Source organism: Rhizobium sp. 10PS4 (assembly GCF_032464805.1).
Taxonomy (GTDB): domain Bacteria; phylum Pseudomonadota; class Alphaproteobacteria; order Rhizobiales; family Rhizobiaceae; genus Rhizobium; species Rhizobium laguerreae.
Genome location: NZ_JAWDIW010000009.1, coordinates 16,276 through 40,622, shown reverse-complemented (window position 1 = coordinate 40,622; position 24,347 = coordinate 16,276). Strand labels below are relative to the sequence as shown.

Below are 24,347 nucleotides of genomic sequence, written 5' to 3'. Positions count from 1 at the left end.
ATTTCACTTTGTCTTGACCGCTGCAAGCGCCAAACCGAGCGCCTTTTCGCTCAGCGTGTAGAGCGAAGCGTTCTCGGTATAGACAAGCATGCAATCGATACGCTTGTGAGGATAGAGCGGCGCCAGGATCTCGCGATAGATCGCCAGCTGTGCCCGGTGCGCGAAGGGGATAGCTTCTTCTGTTGCTGGCGGTACCCGATTGGTCTTGTAGTCGAGAATGACGACGCGATCGGCAAGAACGGCAAGCCGGTCGATGCGGCCGGAGACGGCATAGCGCCGGTCTTCGAGCGTCAATGTTCCCATGATCGAGACTTCGGGCTGGGCCTGCGCACCGAGAACAGCCTGCAGGCCTTCCTCGTCCAATAGTTTCAGAACCGAATCGACAAGCTTGCGCCGTTCGGCTTCCGGCCAGAATCGAGCCGCCCTTTCGGCATAACGGCTCGCCGCGTCAGGCCGTTCGCCAAGCGGAATTTCGGGAAGCGCCTGCAGCATGCGATGGATCAGCCTGCCCTTTTCCAGCGAACGATCGCTGCGCTCCTTTTCGCCGAACAGCGGCGAGACAATCAGCAGACCGCCCTCGTCTTCATCGATGATCGTCCCGGCGCCGGAAGGACTGAGCGGCCGGGGCAGCTCAGCCTGCGGCGGCAATGGCCGCAACAGACCGTCGGGCAAGGTCTCCTCGCTGCCGCGCTCTTCGGTGCTATCGGTACGCTCGAAGCGTCGTTCCACCCGCGGCACGCGCCATTTGACGCCCGGCCATTCCCCATCGGGACCGGAGAATGTGGTCGCCTCCACATGCGGATGGTCGTCGCGCAGGGCCGTCGAGATCATCATATGCCAGGTGTCGTTATTCACACGCACGCCACGATAGCCGCAGACGACCAGCCGGTCGGCGGCGCGCGTCATAGCGACGTAGAGCAACCGGCGGTATTCCTCTTCCGCCAGCATCTGGATACGTGCGGCATCGTCCTGGGTCAGCGAATTGGCCAGATCGGAGACAGGAACCCAGACGGGCATCGGTGGTTCGTCGGGGCTGGTCTCGATCAGGCGAAGCTTCGGCAGATGGGTATGGGTGAAGGCCTTCGAACCGCCGTCGACAAGAAAAACGATCGGTGCTTCAAGACCCTTGGAGGCATGCACCGTCATGATCCGCACCTCGTTGCGCCCCTTGTCCTGCTCGCGCTTCATTACCGGGGCTTCGAGCTCCAGCGTCGAGATGAAGGATTGCAGCCCGGGAAGGCCGGAGCTCTCATGGTCGAGCGTGAAGGTCAGGAATTCGTCGAGAATATCGCTGACTTCGGTGCCGAGACGGGCAAGGAATTGCCGCCGCCCGCCATAGTTGCCCAGCACGCGCGCATAGAAATCATGGACCGACAGGCTCCTGGACTGCCGGAGAAACAGCTCCAGCCTCTCGACGGCAGCGCGGAAACGTTCGGTGCCGTCGGCGGCGAAGCTTTTGAGATGGCTCCAGACGCTTTCATTGTCGCCGCGCAACGCGGCGATCGCAAAGATGTCGTCCTCCGAGAGATCGAAAAGCGGGCTCTTCAGCACGGCGGCGAGCGAAAGATCGTCTTCCGGCAGAAGCAGGAAACGGCCGAGCGCCAGCAGATCCTGCACGGCGATATGGCTGGTCAGCACCAGCCTGTCCGCGCCGGCGACGGGAATATCGCCGCGGCGCTTCAACGCGCGCGTCAACGCATTGACGAAGGCATCGCGCTTGCGCACCAGCACCAGGATGTCGCCCGCCTCGATCAAGCGCTCCTTGCCTTTGTCGACGATCGTTTCCCGGCCAACAAGCGTGCCGATCGAATGGGCGATCCGCCGCGCGAGGATCGCGGCCGGCGCGCTTTCCGGCGTCGCATCGAAGGGCGCCGTCCAGTCCTCCTCCTTCACCACCGCTTCCGGCGCAACCATTTCCCAGAGATCGACGGCGCCGGGATGTCCGATGCGGCTTGAACGATGCACGACCGGTTCGCCGAGCGCGCTGAGGCCGCGCGCATTCTCGGCTGTCTTGAAAATGTGGTCAACCGCCTCGAGTACGTCTGAGGTCGAGCGGAACGACAGTGGCAGCCGCACGGAGGAAAAACTCTGCCCGCTATCGGAAACGCGCCGCCGCGTCCGGTCGCTCTCCTCGGAAAAACGCTCGGGCCGCGCCCCCTGGAAGGAATAGATCGACTGCTTTTCGTCGCCGACGGCAAACAGCGTGCGCACGGTCGGCCGGGCGCTTTCGCCGGAGAAGAAATCTTCGGCGAGCGACTGGATGACGCTCCACTGGATCGGGCTGGTATCCTGCGCCTCGTCGACGAGGATATGATCGATGCCGCGATCGAGCTTGTAGTGGATCCAGGGGCCGACGCCACTTTTGGTCAGCAGGTCGGCAGTGCGGCTGATCAGATCCTCGAAATCGAGCTGGCTGCGCTGCTTCTTCAACTCCTCATAGTCGTGATTCAGCCGATCGGCGAGCACGAGCGCTGCATGCGTGGCGCCGTACATCCGCATCAGCTTCAGCCGGTCGCGACTTGCTGCGACATGCGCGCGGGCAATGGCGATGGCCTCTGCCAGCTGCGGTGCCTCGGCAAGCATGGCCTTGACGAAGAATTGCGAGTCCGCCTTGGGCTCGCCCTTCACGGTCAGAAAGATCTTCTCGAGAAATTGCGCACGCCTTGCGTCATCGCGCTCCCGCCCGGCGAGCCTGAGGCCGTAAGCAACTTCCTGCGCCTTCGCGCCGCCCTTCTGGTCGGCAAGCGAGAGATAGAGCTCCAGTGTGCTGCCCGAAAGCTCCGGCAAAGGCCAATATTGCGCCGCGATCCTGTCTTCAGTGTCGCCGACGGCAAGGCCGAGCCTTTTGCGCAGAACCATTTCCACACCGCCCTGCTGTTCGGCCGTCGCGGTGAAACGACGAACGGCATTGCGGTTGGCGACGATGTCGCCGAGCAGGTTCTCCAGCCCGGATTCGTCGCCGAGATTGAGCACGTAGGCGAATGCCTCGGCAAGGGCGCTGTCTTCGTCAGGCGCCGTTGCCGTCAGCAGCGCCCGGCGCGCATCGGAAAGCAGCGTCAACGCCGCGCGATCGTCGAGAACCGAGAAATGTCCGGCAACGTTGGCCTCCAGCGGGAACTGATGCAGCAGTGCCTCGCAAAAGGCATGGATCGTCTGGATCTTCAGTCCGCCGGGCGTCTCCAGCGCCTTGGCAAACAGCCGACGAGCCTCGGCAAGCTTCAGTCCGTCGGGAGCCACGCCTTCGATCTGCGTGATGCGGCGGCCGAGGTCTTCATCGTCAAGCACCACCCATTCCGCCAGCCGTTCGAAAACGCGGTTCGACATTTCCGACGCCGCAGCCTTGGTGTAGGTGAGGCATAAAATGGCGGAGGGCCGCGCGCCTGATAGGAGCAGCCGGATGACGCGCTGCGTCAGCACATGCGTCTTGCCGGAACCGGCATTGGCCGAGACCCATGCCGACCGAAACGGATCGGAGGCTATCGCCTGCTGGATTGTCGTCCAGCCGATCCAGGCGCCCGGATCGTCATCGTTGGGAAGGGCGGTCACATCACTCATCGCCGCCCTCTTCGGTTTCGGCCGTCGACCATTCGGAGACGCGGGCGAGATGATCATAATCGCCGCCGAAATCGAACTGCTGGGCCGGGATCAGCCGCGAGGTAAAGCCTCTTTCGCTGGATTGCAGCAACCCCACGAATTTGACCAGCTGGTCGATCGATTCAGCGGCGAGATCCATCGCCGATTTGGCCTTGTCGCTGCGTGCAGAGCTCTCGTTGTTGACGGTATCGACTTGAAAGCGGCTTCCCGGTCGCAGACGCACATAGAGAAGGTCCTGCGGCACGAGGCTGCCGGCATCGCGAAAAGCGCCAGCGCTCAAGGCCGCTGCTTCAAGTGCCAGCTGCGGATCGAGAAGCACGCGTGCCTGCGCCGGCGAGGGATTGTAGCCGGTCTTGTAGTCGATGATATCGGCCGAGTGTGGTCCGGTGACGTCGATCCGGTCTGCGACGCCGGTGAGCCGGATATTGATCGGCTCCAGTTCCATGCCGCCTCGCACTTCCGTCAACGTTTTCAGGATGCCATGTCGCCGTCCGGCCTCCCATTCGAGGAAGACGCGGGCGACTGCGCGAAAACGCGGCCGCCACACGGCATCGATATGCGGCGGCAACTTTTCCATGTCGAAAAGCTCGGAAAGGACGTGCTCCATCGCCGCTGCCGCATCCGGCGTGCCGGCGATATGGGCTTCGCGGATGAAACGGTCGATGATCTTGTGGTAGAGCGTCCCGCGTTCGGCCGCACCCGGGTCGCGATTGAACGGGTCGACGGGGTCGAGCCGCAGGATGCGACGGGCATAGATGGCATAGGGATCTCGGCGCAGCCGGCCGACTTCGCTGAAGGAATAGGATTTCGGCTGCAGCGCCAGCGGCGGTTTCGGCGAGGGTCGTTGCGCCGGCGCCTGACTGTCGCCCCGATCGATGAGAGCGGTCCACTGCAGGAAACGATTGCCGGGTCCCTTCAATTCCGCTTCGAACGCCTCTCCGCCGAGCGCCAGCAGCCGCTGCAGCCAACGTGAGGCAACGGTCGGCGTCGAGCCCTGGCGCAGCGCGCGCGAATAGATCAGATGACGTGTGCCGTTTGCCATCTCGAAGTCATGTGCCAGCTGGCCGATGCGCCGCTCCGGCGGCTCGAGGCCGATTTCCGTCTTCATCATGCGCGGAATGAAGGGATTGTTGGCGGTCTGTCCCGGCCAGGTGCCTTCGTTCAGGCCGCCGAGGATCAACGTATCGACGCTCTGCAGGCGGGCTTCCAGCGTGCCGAAGATGAAAAGCCTCGGATGGCTGAGCGCCCGTGGCTTCACCGCATGACCGGCGGCGAGTGCTGCCATGATGTCGATCCATTGCGGTCCGTCGGCCTCCATCTGGCCGTCCGTGTCGATCACTTCACCGAGCAGGGCGGCGAGGGCATCTCCCGCTTCGTTCGACCAGAGATCGGCGAGATTGCCTTGCGGATCGACCGCGACCGCTTCAAGCGAACGGCCGGTGCGTTCCGCCCATTCGGACAATGTGAAGCGCGCTGTTCTTCCGCGATCTTCCGGCCGGTGCCGCATCAGCGCCGAAGCCAGAGGCTCGGTCGCCCGTGTGACCCGCCGGGCAAGGTCGTATGCGGCGTCGGCGGCCTCAGGCGAAAGCGCTTTTCGCCATTGCGGCGCGTGCCTGTCCAGGGCCTGTTCGGCAAGTTGGTGCGTGAGCAGCGGTTCCAGCGTACTGATATCCACCTCTGCCACGCCGCCGCGCAGTGCCAGCAGCTCGAGCGCCTCGGTAGCGGAAATCAAGGCGCCGCGCTCCAGGCCGAAGCGGGCAAGCGGATGTTTGAGCAGCGAGACGATGGCCACCGGATCGCCCGGCCGCAGCGCTGCCTCCAGCAGCAATTGCAGCAAGGTACCCTGCGGCATGGCCGAAAGCGGTGTGCCCGCCGAATCGTCTGCGAGGATGCCGAAGCGGGAAAGCTCGGCCATCACCCGCCGCGCGAGATTGCGGTCCGGAGTGATGAGTGCTGCCCGGCTCTCGCTGTCCTGTCCCGGCCTCTCCAACGCAAGCCGGAGCGCGATGGCAATTGCGGTTGCTTCCTCACGCTCATTGGCGGCTTCAATCAGCGAAATGTCAGAGAAGGCCGAAGACAGCGCGCCTGCCGGCAGGTCGTTTTTCCACGCTCCCCAGTCGCTGGTCGCCTCCGCCGGAGCAAGTGCCCGCGACAGGATTTCGGCACGCCGCTCAAGATCGGCCTCCGGTCTGTCGAGGAGCGTGACGTCGGCCCGCGTCAGCTTCAGCCGCTTGAGCAGAGACGACAGACCATATTGCGGATGGCTCCGGCTTGCCGGATTGGCATGTTGGCCTGGCGCCGGTTCCGGCGCGACCATCTGCCAGTGCCTTTCGGGCATGGAGAGATCGAGACCTGGAAGCACGATCACGCCTTCCGGCAGATGGGCGACGGCGGCAATGAGATCGGCGGTGGCGGGAACGGAACCCGTCGAACCGGCGATGATGATCGGCCCGGCGGGTTTCGTTGCCGAAAGCCGGCTTGCTTCGGCCCGGAGAATGGCGTTTCTGTGCCGCGCCGGCGAGGATTTGCCGAGCTCGGACAGCCGCTCGGGCCAGAAGGCGCTGGCGATCTGCAGGAACTCCGCCGTCAACTGCCACCAGGCGGCATAATCGCCAGTATCGAGTTTCGACAGCTCCGACCAGTCGAGATCCTCGGTCTCGATGGAATCGATCAGCTCCGCAAGGTTGCGGGCGAGCCAGATCGCATCGGCCGGGCTTGCCGGCGCGACGAGCGGCGAGTCCGAGTGAATGTGGCGGACGATCTCCGGCAGCTTGTTTCGCCAGGCGAGGATCAGACGCGCAAGCTCCAGCAGACGGGCGGTATTCGATAGCGGCTGAGCGAGATCGATCGTTGCCGGCAGCGCCTCGTCGAAATAGCCGCTATCGTCATCGGTTTCGCCGAGCGGGCGGATGACGGGGAGGATCGCCGAGCGGCCGCCGAGCAGGTCGACGAATTCGGAGCGCAGCACACGCACGGCGCGCCGGGTCGGCAGGTAGATCGTCACTTTGGCAAGCGATAGCGGATCATCGGCGTCGTGCCGGAAAATCGGCGTCAATCGGCCGTCGCAAAGTGTCGTCGCCAGCGTTTTAAGGAAGGAGAGGCCCGCCGGGATCGTCAGGATGCGTGGCTGGTGCCGCTCTGCCATGGCTTACGCAAACGTCCGCAATCGCCGGATCGTTTCCTCCGCCTCGCCGATCGCCTCGGGCGTGCCGACCGTCAGCCAATGGCCTTCGAGCACCATGCCGAAAAGCCGTCCACGCGCGATCGCCTTGTCGAAATAGATATTGAGGTTGAAGGCATCCTTCGGCGCATCGTCGAACAGCGACGGGTTCATGGCGATCGCGCCGGCATAGACAACGGGATTGGACGGATCGTCGCGATAACGCGTCAGCCGGCCATCGGCCGCAAGACTGAAGTCGTTCTTGCCATTGTGACCCGTCGTATCCTCGATCCCGACGCAAAGCAGCGCCATATCCATGCGCTCGGCATCGAAGAATCCGGCTAAGCGTTCCAGGTTCGTCGGCCGCCCCGGCTGTTCGCCGATCCAGAAGAGATCGGCATTCATGACGAAGATATTGTCGCGGCTAAGCAGCCTCAGCCCCTTCGCCAGGCCGCCGCCGGAATTCATCAGTGCGTCCCGCTCGTCCGATATGGCGATGTCGAGGCCGTGATAATTCCTGAGATGTTCGAGCATCTGGTCCGCGTGGTGGTGAACGTTGACGACGGCGCGTTCGATGCCGGCCGCCACCAGGCAATCCAGCGCGTAGTCGATCATCGGCTTGCCGTCGATCTTCACCAGCGGCTTCGGGATCATGTCGGTGATCGGGCGCATTCGGGTTCCGAGACCCGCGGCCAGTACCATGGCTTGTCTGATGGTCATTCTGATCCGGAACTTATGATTCGCTCTGGCCTATTCCAGCCCTTGCGCACCAATCGCGCAAGGGGGCAAGCGCTTCATGCTCAAGCGCGACGTTCAGATAGGAAAGCGTGCGCGGCATATGTTTCAGATAGCTCGGTTTGCCATCGCGCTGCAACAGTCGCACCCAGAGGCCGGCAAGCTTGCAGTTGCGCTGGGCAGACATGATCGCCCAGGCCTTCATAAATCCGGCTTCGTCGAAACCGCTCTCTGCGCGGCGAAGCCTCAGATAATCATCCATCAGCTGCCGGAAGAGGTTCGGCTCGATCGTTACGCGCGCATCCTGGACGATCGAGGCAAGATCATAGGCCGTTGGTCCGATCATCGCGTCCTGGAAATCGATGAGGCCGATCTTGCGAATACCGCTCTCATGTTCGCGCCAGATGATGTTCGGCGAGTGGAAGTCGCGCAGTAGCAGGTTCTTCTCGGCCGTTGCGAGCTCATCGATGAGCGCATCCCAGATCGCCAGATATTCCGCCCGTTCGGCTTCCGTTGTAGGCGCGCCCTGGCGCTTCCAGGGCAGGTGCCAGTCGAGCACCAGCCGCACCTCCATCTTCATCGCCGTGCGGTCGAAGTCAGGAATATGATGGACATGCCGCTTTCCAACGGGGATGTCCTGCGGAAATTTCAGGGCGTGCAGTCTGGCCAGGCAGGCAACGCTTTCGCGATAGCGTTCGATAACCGGCTGTCCGTGGGCATCCAGCACGCCTTCGCTGCCGAGATCTTCGATCAGCAGGATACCCTTGTTATAATCCACCTTGTAGACTTCGGGCGCCGCAAAACCGTCCTTGCGCAGCGCATCGGCGATCGCCACGAAGGGATAAGCGTTTTCGGCGAGATGCGCGACTTTGGGATAGGGTTTGCCGTCGAGAACCGGCGGGCCTTCAGCAAGCGGCGGCCAGTCCATCAGGATGATGCGTCGGTTCCCGGCCTTCGGATAGATCGCCTCATAGGCGCGCAACGAGGCATCACCGGTCAGGAATCGGCGTCTCGCTTCGGGATAACCTGCACCGTCAAGGAAATCGCGGATCGCCAGGACGCGGTGGATGCGTGTATTTTGCGCGCCAGCAGCTTCGATCGTCGCCCGCCGGCCGCTGCCTTCATGCGCCAGCGTCAGGGTGATTCGCTCCGCGGGCAGTTCGCTCTTCGCCATCTCCGGCCATTCGACGAGACAGATGCCGTTCTGCAGGGCCTCGTCGAAGCCAAGCTCCCTCAGTTCGGCAGGATCGCCGAGCCGGTAGAGATCGAAATGCGAAACAGCGATGCGCAGATCATAGGATTGCACCAGCGTGAAGGTCGGGCTCGGAACCTCGAGCCCCTCGTCATCGGCCATGGCGCGCAGGATCGCCCGGGCGAGCGAGGATTTCCCCGCGCCGAGATCGCCGGAAAGGGCAAGGCAATCGCCGGCCTTCAGGGCCAGCGCCAGGTCCTCACCGAGGCGGATGGTGGCCACCTCGTCTTTCAGGAAAAGCGAGATCGCATCGCTGGTCGTCATTCGGCGGCAGCTGAATGCGGTACATCGACCGAGGGGATACGGCAGACGACGGTCGTCCCCTTGCCCGGCTCGCTGTCGATCGTCACATCGCCATGATGCAGACTGACGAAGCTGTCGACGATCGAGAGACCGAGGCCGGCGCCGCCGCGTTTGCCGCTTTTCGCTCCCGTGGCAAAACGGTCGAAGACGGTCGCGATCATGTCGGGTGAGATGCCGGGGCCGCGATCACTGACGGCGAAGACGAAATCCGTGCCTTCGCGATGGCATTCCAGCGAGATCGACGTGCCTTCGGGCGAGAAATTCGCCGCATTGGACAGAAGCTTCAGAAGGATCTGTTTCAGCCGCTGCGGATCGGCAACGATCGAGCCGAGATAGGCGGGCGCGGTGATTTCAAGCGCGACACCGCTTTCGTGGAGCCGATCGGCGATCTGCATCGAGACGTCGTCGAGCAGGCCGTTGAGATCGATATCCGCATAATTGAGGCGCATGATGCCGGCATCGACGGTCGCAAGGTCGAGAATATCGTTGACGAGCGTCAGGAGAACCGAGGACGAGGTCGAGATGTGGTCGATATATTCGGCCTGCCGTTCGGTAAGCGGCCCGACGCCCGGTGTGCGCAGGAGATCGGTGAAGCCGATAATGTTGGTCAGTGGCGAACGCAGTTCATAGGAAACGTGCTGGACGAAGTCGTTCTTCAGCTCGTCGGCCTTGCGCAACGCTTCGTTCTTCTCGGTCAGCGCGCGCTCGGCGCGCACGCTGTCCGTCATGTTGACGAAGGTCAGCATGGTCTGGGCGTTCGGCAGCGGGATGACGGCATAGTCGAGCACGAGGCCGGAGAAGAGTTCCAGTGTTCCCTGGCCCGAGCGGCGTTCGTCGTCGAAGCTGGTGATCAGTTCCGCGAAGGTCTTCCAGCCGTCCGGCCGGTCATAGGACGGGGCGCAGGCCTCGCCCAGCGCACGGATATGGGTGCCGGGCTTGCCTTCGGTTTCGGTGATCCCCCAAAGCGCGCGAAAGGCCGGGTTGGAAAGGCGGATGCGTCCGTCAGGACCGAACACCGCCACACCTTCGGAAAGATGGTCGATCGTTTCGCCCTGCACCTTGACCAGCGTGTTGTAGCGCGTTTCGAGATCGACCTGCTCGGTCAGGTTTTCGAACACCCAGGTGGCGCCGCCCTGCGGATGGGCGGTCGCAAAGACCCGCAACGTCTGCCCGTTCGGCAGGTGCCAGAGATCCGTTTGCGTGTCGAGCGCGCGATAGACGGAAAGCGCGGCTTCCTTCCAGCTTTTCCAGTTGAGCTGGTCCGGCAGCTTCTTGGCCGCCCGCAGCCGCTCGAGCAGCTCGCTATTGTCAGGCCGGCCTTCGAGGAAGGCGATATCCAGCTCCCAAAGCGCGACGAAAGCCTGGTTGTAGAATTGCAGCCGGCGGTCGCCGTCGAAAATGGCAACCGGCGTGGCGAGATGGTCGAGCGTTTCGGCATGGCTCTTCAGCGTCCGTTCCAGCTCGGCACGCACGGCCTCTATCTCGGACACATCGATCGCGATGCCGGCCGAGCCGCCGGGAACCCTGACGTCGACGACTTCGAAGAATGTGCGGTTGCCGTGCACGACCGTCGAGATCTTGTCGTGGAAGGGCGATTCCGGCGTCGTCGTGGCGCGAATGCGTTCGCGCGCGACGGTCGTCAGCATCTCGCGGCCTTCATTGATCGCCTGCTGCGGTGATCGCGCTTCGACCGCCTCGCCATAAGCCTGGTTGACCCAGGTGAGGCGGCCCACCGGGTCGCGCTGCCAGGCCGGCATGTCGATCGCGTCGAGCATGGTCTGGAAGGCCGAGATCGAGGTCATCAGCCGGTCGCGCTCAATCCTGAGCTCTGCGAGCTCGGCGCGCAGATTGTTGAGCGCCACGAAACGGACGAAGGCACGCCCGCCGGAAACCCGGCCCTGCGCCTCGAGGATCTCGTCGCGGATGGTTTCGACCACCATGTCGAAGCTCTGCGCCTCGTCGCGCAGCCGGTCGATCGCCTTTTCCAGCTCGGAAGCCGAACGTGACTTCAGCCACAGGCCGAAGGCCAGGAATTCGCCGTCTTGCGGCGCGCCGGTCTCGGGCGGAAGCTGGCCGAGCAGTTCGGGCCGCGCATTGCCGTCCCAGATGACGATCCGCCGGTTCTTGTCGGCGATCAGAGCCTGGTATTGCGAAATGCGCTGCTGGGCATCGGAGAGCGCCGAGCGGATTTCCCGGCTCTCGTTTTCCAGGTTGCCGCGCTGGCGCACCAGCCACAGCGTCGAAAGCAGGGCTGCCGATATGACGCCGATGACGACGGAAACACCGATCACCTGCGAGGATGTGAAGAGGTGAGCCGAGGCCGCCGCCTGCTGCTCCGCCTGTGCCAGAGCCGGCCGCGCCAGGGTGGCGAGCGCCGTCCCGGCCGCGCAGCTTTTCAGGAAGCGCGCCAATGGTCCGTGCTCTTGCTTTACGGCCTCGTGCGCCGTTGCAGATTGATATCCTTGGCCTGCCATGAGCGGGCGGCGATCGGCGCGAGCGCCATCATCCGCCTGACCGGGCAGGCTGCTTTTCATTTCCGACATCCGCGGTATGTCTCCGTCCTTCAATGTGCCGCATTACGACAAGACATCCCATTTTCGCAGCGGTCGGACAGGGTCCGGCGCCACGAATCAAGTCTTAAAACAATACTTCGGAAGGGAATCTGCGGGAAGGGAGCGTCCAAAAAATAAGCCGCGGCATTTGTCAATGCCGCGGCTTCTACATCTTGTGGATATTAACGATCAAATCAATATCTGTAGTGGTCGGACTTGAACGGGCCCTTCGGCGAGACGCCGATATAGGCAGCCTGTTCCGCAGAAAGCTCAGTCAGCTTCACGCCGAGCTTGTCGAGATGCAGGCGTGCGACCTTTTCATCGAGATGCTTCGGCAGGATATAGACCTGGTTGGAATACTGGTCGGGCTTGGTGAAGAGCTCGATCTGCGCCAGCGTCTGGTTGGTGAACGAAGCCGACATCACGAAGGACGGATGGCCGGTGGCGTTGCCGAGGTTGAGCAGACGTCCTTCGGACAGAAGGATGATGCGATTGCCCTTGGGGAATTCGATCAGGTCGACCTGCGGCTTGACGTTGGTCCACTTGAGATTGCGCAATGCAGCGACTTCGATTTCGTTGTCGAAGTGACCGATATTGCCGACGATCGCCATATCCTTCATCGCCCGCATATGGTCGATGCGGATGACGTCCTTGTTGCCGGTGGTGGTGATGAAGATATCGGCCGAGGAAACGACGTCCTCGAGCAGAACGACTTCGTAACCGTCCATCGCAGCCTGCAATGCGCAGATCGGATCGGCTTCGGTCACCTTGACGCGGGCGCCGGCACCGGAGAGCGAAGCGGCAGAACCCTTGCCGACGTCGCCGTATCCGCAGACGACGGCAACCTTGCCGGCCATCATGACGTCGGTGCCGCGGCGGATGCCGTCGACCAGCGATTCCTTGCAGCCATACTTGTTGTCGAACTTCGACTTGGTGACCGAGTCGTTGACGTTGATCGCCGGGAAGGGCAGCAGGCCCTTCTGGCTGAGCTGGTAAAGGCGGTTGACGCCGGTCGTCGTTTCCTCGGTGACGCCCTTGATCGCGTCGCGCTGCTTGGTGAACCAGCCAGGTGAAGCGGCAAGGCGCTTCTTGATCTGTGCGAAGAGGATTTCCTCTTCTTCGGAATGCGGATGAGTGAGCACGTCCTCGCCGGCTTCTGCGCGGGCGCCAAGCAGGATGTACATGGTGGCGTCGCCGCCGTCATCGAGGATCATGTTGGAAAGGCCGCCATCGGCCCACTGGAAGATCTTGTCGGTGTAGACCCAGTAATCTTCGAGCGATTCGCCCTTGATGGCGAAGACAGGTACGCCTGAGGCGGCGATCGCGGCAGCGGCATGATCCTGCGTCGAGAAGATGTTGCACGAGGCCCAGCGGACTTCCGCGCCGAGCGCGACCAGCGTCTCGATGAGCACGGCCGTCTGAATAGTCATGTGCAGCGAGCCGGTGATGCGCGCGCCCTTCAGCGGCTTTGTCTGGCCGAATTCGGTGCGGCAGGACATCAGCCCCGGCATTTCGGTTTCGGCGATCGTAATTTCCTTGCGGCCGAAATCCGCAAGCCCGATATCGGCGACGACATAATCTTTTTCAGTGCTCATAGAGGCCTCCAGGCTGAAAAACGTCTCAAAATTGGCGCAGGCGCGAAGATGACCCACGTGCAAGCGCACGGCATGTCCGCCGTTTAGCAGGCTTCGCCGGTGATGGCAATAAGGATATAAAGAAGTCTTTATATGTTTATATGAACTCGATCCGAGCTCACATCTCCTCGCCGAACCTGTTCTGGATCAGCTGGTCCAGCGCCTCCAGCGCTTCCTCGGCCTGGCTGCCGCTTGCCGAGACGACGACGCTCGAGCCGGGGCTTGCCGCAAGCATCATCAGGCCCATGATGGAGGTACCGCCGACCGTCATTCCGTCCTTGGAAACGGTGATGGCGGCATCGAAGGTCTCGACCATCTGCACGAATTTGGCGGAAGCGCGCGCGTGAAGACCGCGCTTGTTGATGATAAGGAGTTCCCGGGAGAGCGACGTCATGAATGCCCGTTATTTTCCGCTGAGCACACGGCTGGCGACGTTGATATATTTCCGCCCGGCTTCGGAGGCCTCCACCAGCGCCTTCTCCATGTTGTTCTCGCCGCGCACCCCGGCAAGCTTGATCAACATCGGCAGGTTGACGCCGGCAATGACCTCGGTATGGCCGCTGCTCATGACTGATATGGCAAGATTGGACGGCGTGCCGCCGAACATGTCGGTCAGGATGACGACGCCGTGGCCATCATCGGCACCGGAAACGGCTTCCAGAATGTCCTGCCGTCTCTGGTCCATGTCGTCTTCGGGGCCAATACAGACCGTCTCGATGAATTTCTGAGGACCGACGACGTGCTCGACAGCATGACGAAACTCTTCAGCCAGCTTGCCATGAGTGACAAGCACAAGTCCGATCATGATATTACTGCTCCCATATACGCAAACGGTGGCCCCAATATCGCAATGCAGCAATTACGTCCACCGGTGGGGGCACATCTTGGCTATGAAAAGCCGAAGTGCAAGATAAAAATGCGAATATATAAGGCAGATTGACCAATCCGGAAGGCCTCAGCGCCCGATATCCGGCACTTTTGCCATCAGGATCGCAAGGGGTGAAGAAACGCCTGTGAGCAACCGCAATGCGGGAAGCGAAAAACCGGCGGCAAGGCTCACCATTTCGCCCTCGGGAGGCACCCGGTTTTCACCGGTAGCGCTGCCCGGAAGCACGGCATAATGCATGGCCGCCCTGGGAATATGGTCCTGACGAACGATGCCGGTGCCGCGAAGTTCGATCAGCCCGGTGATCGACGGCGGGCACGTGGCGATCACCGCGCCGGCCTCTCTTGAGAGAAGAACCTGGTCGTCCGCGACCAGTGCCGTGAAAAGACCGAGCCGGCGCGACTCGGTCATGCAGGTGAAGGCCAGCATCGATTTTCCCCAGCCGGAGGGGCCGCTGAACAGCAGCCCGGTCTTGCCGACGACGATCGCCGTCGCATGAACGTTGAAACCTGCCTCGGTCATGCTGCGGCGCCGATTGGCAAAGAGAGGATGAAGCGCGCGCCGAGTATATGCCCGCTCTCGGCATCGGTGATGTTTTCGGCTCTCAGCGAACCGCCATGCGCTTCGGCGATCTGCCGGCTGATCGACAGGCCGAGCCCCGAATTCTGGCCGAAGCCTTCCGCCTCCGGCCGGTCCGTATAGAAGCGCTCGAAGATACGGTCGATATTTTCCGCCTGGATGCCGGGGCCGTTGTCTTCGATCGTGGTGACGCAGCGCGAGCGTGTCCGCACCAGCCGCACGGTAATCTTGCCGCCCTTTTCCGGCACGAAAGAGCGGGCATTCTCGATCAGGTTGGCGATGATCTGGCCGATGCGTAGATCGTGGCCGTTGACGACGAAGCGCGTCTTGACGTTCGGCTTGCGTTCGATCGCATATTCGATTTCCACCTGCTTCTTGGTGCTCCTGACCTGGCGCGAAACCTCGATGAGGTCGCGCAGCAGCACTTCCATGTCGACGGAACCGGCATCGACGCGTGCGAGTTCGGCGTCGAGACGGGAGGCGTCGGAGATATCGCTGATCAGCCGGTCGAGGCGGCGGACATCATGCTGGATGACGTCCATCAGCCGCTTTTTGGAATCGTCGGATCGGGCAAGCGGCAGCGTTTCGACGGCGCTGCGCAGCGAGGTCAGCGGGTTCTTCAGCTCATGGCTGACATCGGCCGCGAAACTTTCGATGGCATCGATGCGGTCGTAGAGCGCCGTCGTCATCTCGCGCAATGCGATGGAAAGGTTGCCGATTTCATCCTGGCGGGCAGAGAAGTCGGGAATTTCCTCACGCGTCTTGGCGCCGCGGCGCACACGGATGGCAGCTGCCGAAAGACGGCGCAGCGGATTGGCGATGGTCGACGACAGCACCAGCGAAAGCAGCACGTTGACGAGTGTCGCCACGCCGAAGACGCGCATGATGGCAAGCCGCTCGGCGTGGACGATATTGTCGATGTCGCCCGCCTGTGTCGACAACAACAGCACGCCGAGCACAGCACGGAAGCGCTGGATCGGCACGGCGACGGAAACGATGAGCTCACCTTTTTCGGTGGTGCGCACGACTGCGCCGCGCACGCCGGTGAGCGCGTTCATCACTTCGGGATAGATCGAGCCGTCGCCGCCCGGCGCTTCCTTATAGAGCGGCAGATTGCCGGGCTGCAACGCCTTGTTGAACAAGGTAGCGAACCACTCGCTCCAGGTCTGTTTCTCTTCCTCCACCGGCGGCAGGTCGAAGCGCAGCACCTGGCCGCGCGAATAGAGATGGCGCGAGTCGAGCAGCAGGTTGGCATCGGCATCGAAGATGCGGGCGCGGGTGCGCGTCGGAGAGATCAGCCGGCGCAGGACCGGCGCGACCTTTTCGGGATCGATCGGGAATTCAAGGTCCTCGTCGTTCGGCACCGGGGTGATGCTCTGGCCGGCCTGCAGCTCGAGCAGCTTCTGCGGATCGATGGTAATCGAGTTCGTATCGACCGACGCGGAGGCCGAAACGGCGCCGGCGATGATTTCGCCCTGCGTCAACAGGCTTTCGGCGCGAGCGTCGATCAATCCCTCGCGGAACTGGTTAAGGTAGAGGATGCCGCCGACGAGCACCACCAGCGCGACGAGATTGAAGAACAGGATGCGCCGCGTCAGGCTCGAAAAGACGGCATTGCCGAAGATGCGGCGGATCAGCGTGAAGGGATGCGACCAACGGCGGCCTCGGACGCGACGGGTGCTCACGCCCTCCGCATCGTCGAGATCCCTTTCCTGCACCAACTGTGCCAATAACAGGCCCTTTCGAAGGGCGGGGCCGGATGGACCGGCCCGCAGCCCTCAACATTCTAACAGCGCCGCGCGTCTTTTCAGACGCGCAAAGGACGCTGTGACATTTTGAACTGCTGCATAATTTGATCCTTAAATCGATGCCGACTTAGGAGATTATGCAGGAGCGCGCTGCGCCGCTCGGGGCTCAGCCTGCTTCGCGGAAGCGGTATCCCACTCCGTAGAGTGTTTCAATCATATCAAAGTCGGTGTCGACCATCTTGAATTTCTTGCGCAGCCGCTTGATGTGGCTGTCGATGGTCCGATCATCGACATAGACCTGTTCGTCATAGGCTGCGTCCATCAGCGCGTCGCGGCTTTTGACGACGCCGGGGCGCTGCGCCAGCGAATGCAGGATCAGGAATTCGGTCACCGTCAGCGTCACGGCCTCGCCTTTCCAGGTGCAGGTATGGCGTTCCTGGTCCATGACCAGTTGCCCGCGCTCCAGCGAGCGGGCCTGCTGCACGGCGCCGGTCTTCGGCGCGCCGCTGGGGCCGGTGCCGGCGGCGGCGGCTTCGCGGCTTGACGCGCGGCGCAGGACGGCGCGCACACGCTCTACTAGCAGACGCTGCGAAAAAGGTTTGGTGATGAAATCATCGGCGCCCATCTTCAGGCCGAAGAGTTCATCGATCTCCTCATCCTTGGAGGTGAGGAAGATGACGGGAATATCCGACTTCTGCCGCAGGCGGCGCAGCAGTTCCATGCCGTCCATGCGTGGCATCTTGATGTCGAAGATCGCCAGCTGCGGCGGTCGCGCCAGCAGGCCGTCGAGCGCCGAAGCACCGTCCGTATACGTCTCGACCTTATATCCTTCGGCCTCCAGTGCGATCGACACCGAGGTGAGGATGTTGCGGTCGTCATCAACGAGCGCGATTGTCGGCATGGTGTTGGTCTCCGTCATCAGTGCGCAATCTCCCGGATTTGCTCTCCCCAGGCGGTCTCAGTGACCGGATGCGCTTATGGAGGATAAAGGTGGAACAAATTGTGGCAAAGATAAAGGGGAGGATTGTCGTAAAATTCGTTAGCAATCTTAGGTGGCGCATTCGAAAGTTTAAACGTGATCTATTCAAACGATTTAAAATTGAGGCGATAAATTTAAATCGATTAATTGTTTGATATCACTGCATTTTCTCCAGTTTTCCATCTTGTGTTTTAAAATTTCTGCCCGTATTTTCGCGATTAGTTTTAATCGGCAACGAGCCTGAGCGAAGGGAACTAGCCAATGGAAATGTTCGGAGTTCATAACCCGGCGATAGAGCTGGCAACGGTTGGATTGGGCGGCGCAGCCAGCGTTCGCTACAACTTTTCCGCCGCTGCGCTCTATGAAGAAGCGATCCGCCGGGGCGAAGCCGAACTGACCGCTCAAGGCGCACTGCGGGCTATTACCGGCCAGCACACGGGCCGTTCGCCGCGCGACAAGTTCGTCGTTCGCGATATCAACACCGATGGCGAAATCTGGTGGGACAATAACAAGCCGATCTCTCCGGAGCATTTCGCCGTGCTGCGCGACGATATGCTGGCGCATGCCGCGGGCAAGGAGCTTTTCGTCCAGGATCTCGTCGGCGGCGCCGAGGAGGGCCATGCCCTGCCGACCCGCGTCGTGACCGAATTCGCCTGGCATTCGCTGTTCATCCGCAATCTGCTGATCCGCCCTGACACCGCAGCGCTGTCCAGCTTCGTGCCGAAGCTGACGATCATCGATCTGCCGAGCTTCAAGGCCGATCCGGCCCGCCACGGCTGCCGTTCGGAAACGGTGATCGCCTGCGATCTCACCAACGGCCTCGTCCTCATCGGCGGCACCTCCTATGCCGGCGAAATGAAGAAATCGGTCTTCACCGTGCTCAACTACCTGCTGCCGGCCAAGGGCGTGATGCCGATGCACTGCTCGGCCAACGTCGGCCCGGACGGTGACGCGGCGGTCTTCTTCGGCCTTTCCGGCACGGGCAAGACGACGCTTTCGGCCGATCCGGCCCGGACGCTGATCGGCGATGACGAACATGGCTGGAGCGAAAACGGCATCTTCAACTTCGAAGGCGGCTGCTATGCCAAGACCATCCGCCTATCGGCCGAAGCCGAGCCGGAAATCTATGCGACAACGCAGCGCTTCGGCACCGTGCTGGAAAACGTCGTGCTGAACGAAAGCCGCGAGCCGGATTTCGACGACGGGTCGCTGACCGAGAACACCCGTTGCGCCTATCCGATGGACTTCATCCCGAATGCTTCGGAAACGGGCCGTGCCGGACATCCAAAGACGATCATCATGCTGACCGCCGATGCCTTTGGCGTCATGCCGCCGATCGCCCGATTGACGCCTGATCAGGCGATGTATCACTTCCTCTCCGGCTACACCGCCAAGGTGGCCGGCACCGAAAAGGGTGTCGTCGAGCCGGAAGCGACCTTCTCCACCTGCTTCGGCGCTCCTTTCATGCCCCGGCATCCGGCCGAATATGGCAATCTGCTCAAGGAGTTGATCGGCCGTCATGGCGTCCAATGCTGGCTTGTCAACACCGGCTGGACCGGCGGCGCCTACGGCACCGGCAAGCGCATGCCGATCAAGGCGACGCGTGCGCTTCTCGCTGCCGCCCTGAGCGGCGAACTTGGACAGGCGGAATTCCGCGCTGACACGAACTTCGGCTTCGCCGTGCCGGTCTCCGTCGACGGTGTCGATGGCGGCATTCTCGATCCGCGCTCGACCTGGGCCGACAAGGCAGCCTATGACGCGCAGGCCGAAAAGCTGGTCTCGATGTTCATTGCGAATTTTGCCAAGTTCGAGAACCACGTCGACGGCGGCGTCCGTGATGCGGCCCCCGGCGTAAAGGTCGCTGCCGAATAAGCAGATCAAACCTCTGACTCACGTGAAACCCGGCATCGCAAGATCGCCGGGTTTTCCATGTCACAGCCGATATTTTCAATTCGCCGCCGATGTGAGATAGAACGCCGATGGCCAGCGACGCACTCTATATCGATGACAGGATCACCATCGCGGGATGGGAGCTGACGGAACAGTTCGTTCTGGCGGGCGGTCCCGGCGGGCAGAATGTCAACAAGGTCTCGACCGCGGTCCAGCTGTTCTTCAACATCGCGAATTCGCCGTCCCTCAATGATCGTGTCAAAACCAATGCGATCAAGCTCGCCGGCCGGCGTTTGTCGAAGGATGGCGTGTTGATGATCGAGGCGAGCCGGTTTCGCAGCCAGGACCGCAACCGCGAGGATGCGCGCGACCGGCTGAAGGAACTGATCCTCGAGGCCGCCAAGCCGCCGCCGCCGCCGCGCAAGAAGACCAGGCCGACCAAGGGTTCGGTCGAACGCCGCCTGAAGGAAAAATCCGGTCGCTCGGAAGTCAAGAAAATGCGCGGCCGCCCCGGCGGCGGCAGCGGTGAGTGACATGCCGGAGCTCTTGAGCGGCATCCGCCATCTCCCCGGTTACCTCGACCGAGCGCGTCAGGAGGCATTGGTCGAGATAATCCGCTCCGTCGTCGCCGAAGTGCCGCTCTATGTGCCCGCCATGCCCGGTACCGGCAAGCCGATGTCCGTGCGCATGACCAATTGCGGGCCGCTCGGCTGGGTGACGGACAAAGAGCGCGGCTATCGCTACCAGCCGACGCACCCGGCAACCGGCAGACCCTGGCCTGATATGCCGCAGCAATTGCTCGATATCTGGAATGACGTTTCGGGTTACGACAAGCCGCCGGAAGCCTGCCTCGTCAATTTCTACTCCGACGAAGCGCGCATGGGCTTGCATCAGGACAAGGACGAACAGGATCTCAAAGCCCCGGTCGTCTCGATCTCGCTCGGCAACAGCTGCCTCTTTCGCGTCGGCGGTCTCAGCCGCAATGATCGCACGCTATCTTTCAAGCTTTCGAGCGGTGATCTGGTCGTGCTGGGCGGCGAGGGGAGGCTGTGTTTCCACGGCGTCGACCGTATCCATCCGGCGACGTCGACGCTGCTGAAGAATGGCGGCCGCATCAATCTGACGCTGCGCCGCGTCAATCCCTGACTAGAGCAATTCCAGCAAAAGTGTGCAGCGGTTTTGCGTCCGGAATTGCGTAAAAACAAAGCGATAGAGCGTTTCCGTGATTCGGAGAAAAACGGAAAGGCTCTAACGACCGCCGCTATAGTTTTCGCAGCGCAACCTGTTCGATCAGGTGATCCTTGCCCTTTTTCAGGATGAGATCGGCGCGTGGACGCGTCGGCAGAATGTTCTGCCGCAGGTTCTTCAGGTTGATGTTTGCCCAAAGATCCTCGGCGATTTCGAGCGCTTCCGCGTCTGATATCGAGGCATAGCGATGGAAATAGGAATTCGGATCGCGGAAGGCGGTCTCGCGCAGCCGCATGAAGCGCGTGACATACCAGTTGTGGATCTCGTCTTCGGCGGCATCGATATAGATCGAGAAGTCGAAGAAGTCGGAGACCATCGGCACGATCTTGCCGCCGGCCGGCAGGTCGCGCGATTGCAGCACGTTGATGCCCTCGAAGATCAGGATGTCGGGCCGGTCGACGATCTTGTATTCGTCCGGCAGCACGTCGTAGACGAGGTGCGAATAGCTGGGCGCCTTCACATCCGGTCGTCCGGCCTTGATCGCCGACAGGAAGCGCAGGATCGCACCCGTGTCGTAGCTTTCCGGAAAACCTTTGCGCTGCATCAGCTTTTCCCGCTGCAGCACGGCGTTCGGATGCAGGAAGCCGTCGGTGGTGACGAGATCGACCTTCGGGCTGGAAGGCCAGCGCCCCAGGAGCTCCTTGAGGATACGGGCGGTGGTCGATTTTCCGACAGCGACCGAGCCGGCGATGCCGATGACGAAGGGCGTCTTCGTCACATCGGACAGGCTGAGGAAGCGGTTGCGCTGTTCAAACAGCATCTGCGAGGATTCGACATGTGCCGAGAGCAGGCGCGACAGCGACAGATAGATGCGCCGGACCTCATCGAGATCGATCGGATCGCCCATCGAACGCAGCCGTTTGACTTCGTCGCTCGCCAGCGTCAACGGCGTGTCGGCGCGGAATTTCGACCATTGTTCGGAAGAGAAGAAGTGGTAGGGCGAATAGGATTCCGACTGGAAGTGATCCAACGTTTCCGGCACCCCGATAATCTCAGTCGCGATACTCATGAACTCTGCCGGCTGGCCTTTTCCTTGAGGCCGGACTGCGCGGTTCTGCGCTCGAGCTCGGCCATGACATTCTCTAACGGTATTTCAGCAATCTTCAATACGACCAATAGGTGATAGAGCACATCGGCAGCCTCATAGGTCAGATTGTCACGGTCGCCGGTCACCGCCGCCATCACGGCTTCGATCGCCTCTTCACCGAGCTTCTTTGCCGCTTTCGGCTGGCCGGCGGCCACGAGCTTGGCTGTCCAGGATTGCTCCGGCGAGGCTTTCGATCGTTCTGCGACGATGCTTTCGAGATCGGAAAGGGAAAATCCGCTCATAGGTCCGCTTTCAAAGTTCAGTCGAGACGCATGTCGATGCCGCACTTCGACATATAGTGCTTCGCCTCGCTGACGGAATAGGTGCCGAAGTGGAAGATCGACGCGGCGAGCACCGCATTGGCATGGCCTTCCTTCACCCCGGCGACGAGATCGTCGAGATCGCCGACGCCGCCGGACGCGATGACGGGCACACGCACCGCATCGGCGATCGCCCGCGTCAGCTCCAGATCGTAGCCGACCTTTGTGCCATCGCGGTCCATCGAGGTGACCAAGAGCTCACCGGCGCCGCGCGCCACCATCTTCTCCGCGAATTCGACGGCATCGATGCCGGTCGCGTTACGGCCACCATGCGTATAGATTTCCCAGGCGCTGAGATTGTCGCCACCGACCGCCTGCGTGCGCCGGCGCTTGGCGTCGATGGAAACAACGATGCACTGGTCGCCGAACTTGTCGGCTGCCTCGGTGACGAAGTCGGGATTGCTGACGGCAGCCGAATTGATCGAGACCTTGTCGGCACCGCACAGCAACAGCTTGCGGATATCGGCGATGGTGCGCACCCCGCCGCCGACCGTCAGCGGCATGAAGCATTGGTCGGCCGTGCGCGACACGACATCGAAGATCGTCTCGCGATTGTCCGAGGAAGCGGTGATGTCGAGGAAGCAGAGTTCGTCGGCGCCGGCCGCATCATAAGCCTTTGCGGCTTCGACGGGATCGCCGGCATCGACGAGATTGAGGAAGTTGACGCCCTTGACGACACGGCCGTCCTTGACGTCGAGACAGGGAATGACACGGGCCTTGAGGGTCATTTATGCGGTCTCCTTGGCCCGGGCCGCCTTGATCAGCGCCAGCGCTTCCTTGGGATCGATACGGCCGTCATAAAGCGCACGGCCTGAAATCGCCCCTTCCAGCTTCCGCGCATCGGGCTCCAGCATGCGTCTCACATCGTCGAGAGAGGCAAGGCCGCCCGAGGCGATGACGGGAATGGAAACGGCGTCGGCAAGTTCCAGCGTCGAACTCCAGTTGATGCCGGCCAGAATGCCGTCGCGGTCGATATCGGTGTAGATGATCGCGGCGACGCCGGCACCCTCGAATTTCCTGGCGAGCTCGATGACACCGAGTTCGGAGGCTTCCGCCCAACCCTCGACGGCCACCTTGCCGCCCTTGGCATCGATGCCGACGGCGACATGACCGGGAAATTTCCGGCAGGCCTCGATGACCAGCGCCGGATTTCTGACCGCGATGGTGCCGAGAATGACGCGCCGCAGTCCGCGCGACAACCAGGCCTCGATATGATCGAGCGTGCGAATGCCGCCGCCGAGCTGCACGGGATTATCCGTTGCCTTCAAGATCGCTTCGACGGCATCGCCATTGGCCGAATGTCCCGCAAAGGCGCCGTCGAGATCGACCACGTGCAGCCATTCGAAACCCTGATCTTCGAAGGATCTCGCCTGGGCGGCCGGATCGGTGTTGTAGACCGTCGCCTGCTGCATGTCACCGAGCTTCAGGCGGACGCATTGGCCGCCTTTCAGGTCGATCGCGGGAAAAAGGATCATGTCGTCTTACGTCCGTAGAGTGGTCGGTACCATCAGCGCATTCCACGCATCTACGATATCCGAGCGGAAAAAGACAGCGGCAATGGCAGCCGCGCCGAAAAGCAGAAGGAGGAGCAGGGTGACGGCAAAGCCGGCACGGACCTGACGCCAGAACCCCAGGCGCCTCTTGATCGATTTCTCGATGTTTCGCACCTGGCGCAACGCATCGCTGTTGACGGCGGACAGCCGGATCTGCGGCTCCATCGCCTCGACATAGGTTTCGGCATAACTCGAAAGGATCTGCGAGGCGCGGTCGCGCAGCGTGTTGCGCAGGTCGGTCGAGAGATAATTGCTGTTGACGGCGGCAAGCTCGGCCTCATCGGGCGAACGGCCGGCATTTCGCTTGCGATGGCTGAGAACGAAATCGCGCTTTTGCCGCTCGTAGAGTGCGTAGGCGAGCAGGCCGATCAGATCGTCCTCACCTTCGATATAGAATTCCAGCACGGCCTCGGCGATATCGCCGGCGCTGACCCCGTTTTGCCGCCGGCTCGAACCGTCGTTTGCGGGGAAAGAGTCATGGATCATCGGTCCAGCCTTTCTTTCAGCGCCTTGGCTGCATTGGAAAGCGCCTTCCTGTGGATGGCTTCATCAACACGGCGGATGATCGTGCCGCCGGGAAGCTTGATATCAGAAAAGGGAGGCAAGCCTTCCCTGGAGGGCCGCAACGTGTAGAACACCTTGCCTGATTTCCGTGAAGCCGGCATCGAGCGCACTCCTGTTCCGCCGTTTCAATACTAGAACAGGATGATTTTAGGCCGGGTCGGCCTAAAATCTGAATCCTGTTCTACATTATACAGTCAGAGCATGATGTCGTCCGAAAACCGCTCACACTTTTCGGCATCATGCTCTAGGGACATAGGCGGCTG

The 24,347-nt window shown here is 61.8% G+C and carries 20 protein-coding genes; 3 read left to right on the top strand and 17 right to left on the bottom strand.

Annotated features, from left to right (window positions below):
- Positions 1 to 3: 3 nt before the first annotated feature.
- The 11 genes from addA to RWJ89_RS17995 form a co-directional block, all read right to left on the bottom strand.
- Positions 4 to 3,555: a double-strand break repair helicase AddA gene (gene addA, locus RWJ89_RS18045; protein ID WP_316031211.1), complete on the bottom strand. Its 3,552-nt coding sequence runs from the start codon at positions 3,553 to 3,555 to the stop codon at positions 4 to 6.
- Positions 3,548 to 6,739, bottom strand: a complete 3,192-nt coding sequence (gene addB / locus RWJ89_RS18040; RefSeq protein WP_221999514.1) for a double-strand break repair protein AddB — start codon at positions 6,737 to 6,739, stop codon at positions 3,548 to 3,550. Before addB ends, addA begins: the two co-directional genes overlap by 8 nt.
- 3 nt (positions 6,740 to 6,742) lie before the next feature.
- Complete coding sequence (locus RWJ89_RS18035) at positions 6,743 to 7,474, bottom strand: nucleotidyltransferase family protein (RefSeq protein ID WP_168284777.1); 732 nt, start codon at positions 7,472 to 7,474, stop codon at positions 6,743 to 6,745.
- A gap of 13 nt (positions 7,475 to 7,487) precedes the next feature.
- Positions 7,488 to 9,005: a tRNA (adenosine(37)-N6)-threonylcarbamoyltransferase complex ATPase subunit type 1 TsaE gene (gene tsaE, locus RWJ89_RS18030; RefSeq protein ID WP_316031210.1), complete on the bottom strand. Its 1,518-nt coding sequence runs from the start codon at positions 9,003 to 9,005 to the stop codon at positions 7,488 to 7,490.
- Entirely contained in the window at positions 9,002 to 11,587 is a 2,586-nt protein-coding gene (locus tag RWJ89_RS18025) for a sensor histidine kinase (protein WP_316031209.1), read from the bottom strand. The genes tsaE and RWJ89_RS18025 overlap by 4 nt, the downstream gene beginning before the upstream one ends.
- Positions 11,588 to 11,790: 203 nt before the next feature.
- Positions 11,791 to 13,191 (bottom strand): adenosylhomocysteinase, encoded by a 1,401-nt coding sequence (ahcY, locus tag RWJ89_RS18020; RefSeq protein WP_025396524.1) that lies wholly within the window; start codon positions 13,189 to 13,191, stop codon positions 11,791 to 11,793.
- Between the two features lie 157 nt (positions 13,192 to 13,348).
- Complete coding sequence (locus RWJ89_RS18015) at positions 13,349 to 13,624, bottom strand: HPr family phosphocarrier protein (protein ID WP_003544133.1); 276 nt, start codon at positions 13,622 to 13,624, stop codon at positions 13,349 to 13,351.
- A 9-nt stretch (positions 13,625 to 13,633) separates the two neighbouring features.
- The gene (locus tag RWJ89_RS18010) at positions 13,634 to 14,035 is read right to left on the bottom strand and encodes a PTS sugar transporter subunit IIA (protein WP_003544139.1); all 402 of its coding nucleotides are present in this window, start codon (positions 14,033 to 14,035) and stop codon (positions 13,634 to 13,636) included.
- 150 nt (positions 14,036 to 14,185) lie between these two features.
- Positions 14,186 to 14,638, bottom strand: a complete 453-nt coding sequence (locus RWJ89_RS18005; RefSeq protein WP_168284774.1) for an HPr kinase/phosphorylase — start codon at positions 14,636 to 14,638, stop codon at positions 14,186 to 14,188.
- Complete coding sequence (locus tag RWJ89_RS18000; RefSeq protein WP_011649861.1) at positions 14,635 to 16,425, bottom strand: sensor histidine kinase; 1,791 nt, start codon at positions 16,423 to 16,425, stop codon at positions 14,635 to 14,637. Before RWJ89_RS18000 ends, RWJ89_RS18005 begins: the two co-directional genes overlap by 4 nt.
- A 184-nt stretch (positions 16,426 to 16,609) precedes the next feature.
- Positions 16,610 to 17,344, bottom strand: a complete 735-nt coding sequence (locus RWJ89_RS17995) for a response regulator transcription factor (RefSeq protein WP_206102978.1) — start codon at positions 17,342 to 17,344, stop codon at positions 16,610 to 16,612.
- Positions 17,345 to 17,683: 339 nt separating this feature from the next.
- On the opposite strand from RWJ89_RS17995, the gene RWJ89_RS17990 reads away from it, so the two are divergent.
- The 3 genes from RWJ89_RS17990 to RWJ89_RS17980 all read left to right on the top strand — a co-directional run bounded on the left by RWJ89_RS17990 (position 17,684) and on the right by RWJ89_RS17980 (position 20,458).
- Positions 17,684 to 19,294, top strand: coding sequence for a phosphoenolpyruvate carboxykinase (locus tag RWJ89_RS17990; protein WP_027667951.1), 1,611 nt, complete (start codon positions 17,684 to 17,686; stop codon positions 19,292 to 19,294).
- 107 nt (positions 19,295 to 19,401) lie between these two features.
- Complete coding sequence (gene arfB, locus RWJ89_RS17985) at positions 19,402 to 19,845, top strand: alternative ribosome rescue aminoacyl-tRNA hydrolase ArfB (protein ID WP_011649864.1); 444 nt, start codon at positions 19,402 to 19,404, stop codon at positions 19,843 to 19,845.
- 1 nt (position 19,846) lies between these two features.
- Positions 19,847 to 20,458 carry an alpha-ketoglutarate-dependent dioxygenase AlkB gene (locus RWJ89_RS17980; protein ID WP_168284773.1) on the top strand — a complete coding sequence of 204 codons (612 nt, stop codon included), beginning with the start codon at positions 19,847 to 19,849 and terminating at the stop codon, positions 20,456 to 20,458.
- 115 nt (positions 20,459 to 20,573) lie between these two features.
- On the opposite strand, the gene coaA is transcribed toward RWJ89_RS17980, so the two are convergent.
- From coaA to RWJ89_RS17950, 6 genes are read right to left on the bottom strand one after another with little or no spacing between them, the layout of a single operon-like run.
- Entirely contained in the window at positions 20,574 to 21,569 is a 996-nt protein-coding gene (gene coaA, locus RWJ89_RS17975) for a type I pantothenate kinase (protein ID WP_020052249.1), read from the bottom strand.
- The gene (locus tag RWJ89_RS17970; protein WP_017962659.1) at positions 21,566 to 21,889 is read right to left on the bottom strand and encodes a phosphoribosyl-ATP diphosphatase; all 324 of its coding nucleotides are present in this window, start codon (positions 21,887 to 21,889) and stop codon (positions 21,566 to 21,568) included. The genes coaA and RWJ89_RS17970 overlap by 4 nt, the downstream gene beginning before the upstream one ends.
- 17 nt (positions 21,890 to 21,906) lie before the next feature.
- A complete protein-coding gene (gene hisF, locus RWJ89_RS17965) occupies positions 21,907 to 22,695 on the bottom strand; it encodes an imidazole glycerol phosphate synthase subunit HisF (protein ID WP_017962660.1) in 789 nt (262 codons plus the stop codon).
- Positions 22,696 to 23,442, bottom strand: coding sequence for a 1-(5-phosphoribosyl)-5-[(5-phosphoribosylamino)methylideneamino]imidazole-4-carboxamide isomerase (gene hisA / locus RWJ89_RS17960; RefSeq protein WP_077978054.1), 747 nt, complete (start codon positions 23,440 to 23,442; stop codon positions 22,696 to 22,698).
- A gap of 6 nt (positions 23,443 to 23,448) precedes the next feature.
- Positions 23,449 to 24,006, bottom strand: coding sequence for a hypothetical protein (locus RWJ89_RS17955; protein ID WP_020052251.1), 558 nt, complete (start codon positions 24,004 to 24,006; stop codon positions 23,449 to 23,451).
- Positions 24,003 to 24,185 (bottom strand): hypothetical protein, encoded by a 183-nt coding sequence (locus RWJ89_RS17950; protein WP_029768237.1) that lies wholly within the window; start codon positions 24,183 to 24,185, stop codon positions 24,003 to 24,005. The genes RWJ89_RS17955 and RWJ89_RS17950 overlap by 4 nt, the downstream gene beginning before the upstream one ends.
- Between the last annotated feature and the right edge of the window lie 162 nt (positions 24,186 to 24,347).

What these genes read in the sequence shown, in the direction of transcription:
- addA (WP_316031211.1), bottom strand. Translation starts at nt 3,555, where the DNA reads ATGAGTGATGTGACCGCCCTTCCCAACGATGACGATCCGGGCGCCTGG.
- addB (WP_221999514.1), bottom strand. Translation starts at nt 6,739, where the DNA reads ATGGCAGAGCGGCACCAGCCACGCATCCTGACGATCCCGGCGGGCCTC.
- RWJ89_RS18035 (WP_168284777.1), bottom strand. Translation starts at nt 7,474, where the DNA reads ATGACCATCAGACAAGCCATGGTACTGGCCGCGGGTCTCGGAACCCGA.
- tsaE (WP_316031210.1), bottom strand. Translation starts at nt 9,005, where the DNA reads ATGACGACCAGCGATGCGATCTCGCTTTTCCTGAAAGACGAGGTGGCC.
- RWJ89_RS18025 (WP_316031209.1), bottom strand. Translation starts at nt 11,587, where the DNA reads ATGTCGGAAATGAAAAGCAGCCTGCCCGGTCAGGCGGATGATGGCGCT.
- ahcY (WP_025396524.1), bottom strand. Translation starts at nt 13,191, where the DNA reads ATGAGCACTGAAAAAGATTATGTCGTCGCCGATATCGGGCTTGCGGAT.
- RWJ89_RS18015 (WP_003544133.1), bottom strand. Translation starts at nt 13,624, where the DNA reads ATGACGTCGCTCTCCCGGGAACTCCTTATCATCAACAAGCGCGGTCTT.
- RWJ89_RS18010 (WP_003544139.1), bottom strand. Translation starts at nt 14,035, where the DNA reads ATGATCGGACTTGTGCTTGTCACTCATGGCAAGCTGGCTGAAGAGTTT.
- RWJ89_RS18005 (WP_168284774.1), bottom strand. Translation starts at nt 14,638, where the DNA reads ATGACCGAGGCAGGTTTCAACGTTCATGCGACGGCGATCGTCGTCGGC.
- RWJ89_RS17995 (WP_206102978.1), bottom strand. Translation starts at nt 17,344, where the DNA reads ATGCCGACAATCGCGCTCGTTGATGACGACCGCAACATCCTCACCTCG.
- RWJ89_RS17990 (WP_027667951.1), top strand. Translation starts at nt 17,684, where the DNA reads ATGGAAATGTTCGGAGTTCATAACCCGGCGATAGAGCTGGCAACGGTT.
- arfB (WP_011649864.1), top strand. Translation starts at nt 19,402, where the DNA reads ATGGCCAGCGACGCACTCTATATCGATGACAGGATCACCATCGCGGGA.
- RWJ89_RS17980 (WP_168284773.1), top strand. Translation starts at nt 19,847, where the DNA reads ATGCCGGAGCTCTTGAGCGGCATCCGCCATCTCCCCGGTTACCTCGAC.
- coaA (WP_020052249.1), bottom strand. Translation starts at nt 21,569, where the DNA reads ATGAGTATCGCGACTGAGATTATCGGGGTGCCGGAAACGTTGGATCAC.
- RWJ89_RS17970 (WP_017962659.1), bottom strand. Translation starts at nt 21,889, where the DNA reads ATGAGCGGATTTTCCCTTTCCGATCTCGAAAGCATCGTCGCAGAACGA.
- hisF (WP_017962660.1), bottom strand. Translation starts at nt 22,695, where the DNA reads ATGACCCTCAAGGCCCGTGTCATTCCCTGTCTCGACGTCAAGGACGGC.
- hisA (WP_077978054.1), bottom strand. Translation starts at nt 23,442, where the DNA reads ATGATCCTTTTTCCCGCGATCGACCTGAAAGGCGGCCAATGCGTCCGC.
- RWJ89_RS17955 (WP_020052251.1), bottom strand. Translation starts at nt 24,006, where the DNA reads ATGATCCATGACTCTTTCCCCGCAAACGACGGTTCGAGCCGGCGGCAA.
- RWJ89_RS17950 (WP_029768237.1), bottom strand. Translation starts at nt 24,185, where the DNA reads ATGCCGGCTTCACGGAAATCAGGCAAGGTGTTCTACACGTTGCGGCCC.